Source organism: Flagellimonas profundi (assembly GCF_017313275.1).
GTDB lineage: Bacteria > Bacteroidota > Bacteroidia > Flavobacteriales > Flavobacteriaceae > Flagellimonas > Flagellimonas profundi.
In genome coordinates this window covers 1-2500 of the sequence record NZ_JAFLNM010000007.1, presented here as the reverse complement: position 1 = coordinate 2500, position 2500 = coordinate 1, and the positions used below count along the sequence as shown (strand labels likewise).

Annotated in this window: 2 tRNA genes and 2 rRNA genes (1 of these 4 cut by a window edge); all 4 read right to left on the bottom strand. The window is 52.4% G+C overall.

The features are described from left to right. Positions 1 to 257: ribosomal RNA gene (locus J0654_RS18195) — 23S ribosomal RNA — on the bottom strand (it extends 2562 nt beyond the left edge of the window). Positions 258 to 435: 178 nt separating this feature from the next. Beyond that, positions 436 to 512 (bottom strand) — tRNA-Ala (locus J0654_RS18190). Positions 513 to 613: 101 nt separating this feature from the next. Further along, positions 614 to 687, bottom strand: a tRNA-Ile gene (locus J0654_RS18185). A gap of 106 nt (positions 688 to 793) precedes the next feature. Then, positions 794 to 2317, bottom strand: a 16S ribosomal RNA gene (locus tag J0654_RS18180). Together the 16S and 23S rRNA genes with 2 tRNA genes alongside form the textbook arrangement of a ribosomal RNA operon. Positions 2318 to 2500 lie beyond the last annotated feature (183 nt).

Here is a 2500-nt window from a genome sequence, read left to right as displayed (position 1 = left end):
TGGGCCGATCCGATTTCGCTCGCCGCTACTCTCGGAATCACTCTTGTTTTCTCTTCCTCCGCCTACTTAGATGTTTCAGTTCAGCGGGTTCGCCTGCCTTACGGCATGACTGGCCTTCAACCAGCCGGGTTGCCCCATTCGGACACCCACGGATCAATGCTCATGTGCAGCTCCCCGTGGATTTTCGCAGCTTATCACGTCCTTCATCGCCTCTGAGAGCCTAGGCATTCCCCATACGCCCTTCTTTTGCTTGTCGCACCTGTACCATAAGGTACAAATGCCCTCTCGTAATCCTTTATATATTCTATTCTACTTCGTGTTTCTTCTTTGACTTCGCATGTAACAGACCTAAGTCGTTACTGCTCCGTCCCAATATGTCAATGAACTTTCCAGCGCGCCGCCACAGATACAAAATATCAGCGGACGGCTTTGCCGTGGTGGAGAATATCGGAGTCGAACCGATGACCTCCTGCGTGCAAGGCAGGCGCTCTAGCCAGCTGAGCTAATCCCCCATTATCAGTTGTCAGTTAACAGTTATCAGTTAACAGTACTATATAACGGTAACCCAACATCTAGAATTTCCTGATTTCAGTACTCAATGAACTTACCTTCGTAGTCTCAGGCAGACTCGAACTGCCGACCTCTACATTATCAGTGTAGCGCTCTAACCAGCTGAGCTATGAGACTGTCTTGGCCCAAATTGCCAGTGTATCAAAAAACATATCATAAACGACAGCGCAAAACGTAACAACCACCTCGTGCGGGACCCGTCTCCGGGCGTCTCTTTCTCTAGAAAGGAGGTGTTCCAGCCGCACCTTCCGGTACGGCTACCTTGTTACGACTTAGCCCTAGTTACCGATTTTGCCCTAGGCCGCTCCTTGCGGTGACGGACTTCAGGCACTCCCGGCTTCCATGGCTTGACGGGCGGTGTGTACAAGGCCCGGGAACGTATTCACCGGATCATGGCTGATATCCGATTACTAGCGATTCCAGCTTCACGGGGTCGAGTTGCAGACCCCGATCCGAACTGTGACCGGTTTTGTAGATCCGCGCCCCCTTGCGGGGTGGCTTCCCTCTGTACCGGCCATTGTAGCACGTGTGTAGCCCAGGACGTAAGGGCCGTGATGATTTGACGTCGTCCCCACCTTCCTCGCGGTTTGCACCGGCAGTCCCGTTAGAGTCCCCATCTTGACATGCTGGCAACTAACGGTAGGGGTTGCGCTCGTTATAGGACTTAACCTGACACCTCACGGCACGAGCTGACGACAACCATGCAGCACCTTGCAGGCAGTCCGAAGAAAGGGGTATCTCTACCCCATGCAGCCTGCATTTAAGCCCTGGTAAGGTTCCTCGCGTATCATCGAATTAAACCACATGCTCCACCGCTTGTGCGGGCCCCCGTCAATTCCTTTGAGTTTCATTCTTGCGAACGTACTCCCCAGGTGGGATACTTATCACTTTCGCTTGGCCACGGAGACCGAAGTCCCCACAGCTAGTATCCATCGTTTACGGCGTGGACTACCGGGGTATCTAATCCCGTTCGCTACCCACGCTTTCGTCCATCAGCGTCAGTACATGGTTGGTCACCTGCCTTCGCGATCGGTGTTCTATGTGATATCTATGCATTTCACCGCTACACCACATGTTCCGGCAACCCCACCATGACTCAAGACATGCAGTATCAAAGGCAATTTTATGGTTGAGCCACAAACTTTCACCCCTGACTTACATGCCCGCCTACGGACCCTTTAAACCCAATGATTCCGGATAACGCTCGGACCCTCCGTATTACCGCGGCTGCTGGCACGGAGTTAGCCGGTCCTTATTCTTACGGTACCGTCAGACACCTACACGTAGGTGCGTTTCTTCCCGTATAAAAGCAGTTTACAACCCATAGGGCCGTCATCCTGCACGCGGCATGGCTGGATCAGGCTCCCGCCCATTGTCCAATATTCCTCACTGCTGCCTCCCGTAGGAGTCTGGTCCGTGTCTCAGTACCAGTGTGGGGGATCCCCCTCTCAGGGCCCCTAACCATCGCTGCCATGGTGGGCCGTTACCCCACCATCTAACTAATGGTACGCATGGCCATCCCTGTCCGATAAATCTTTAATCACCTTATCATGCGATAAAACGATACCATGGGGCATTAATCCAAGTTTCCCTGGGCTATTCCCCTGACAGGGGCAGGTTCCATACGCGTTCCGCACCCGTGCGCCGGTCGTCATCAGTTTGCAAGCAAACTATGTTACCCCTCGACTTGCATGTGTTAGGCCTGCCGCTAGCGTTCATCCTGAGCCAGGATCAAACTCTTCATTGTATTTCCTTGAATGTCTGTCCGACACCCGGAAAAACCGAGTCCCTGCATCAAAATGGTTTGTTATTAATTCTACGCTGTCGTTACAATATGTATATGAACTTCTTCTCTTGTCTTTTACTTCCGAAAACCCCTCTCGGTGTCTCAGAAGCGCCCTGCCTTATCAGCTAAGCGGGTGCAAATATA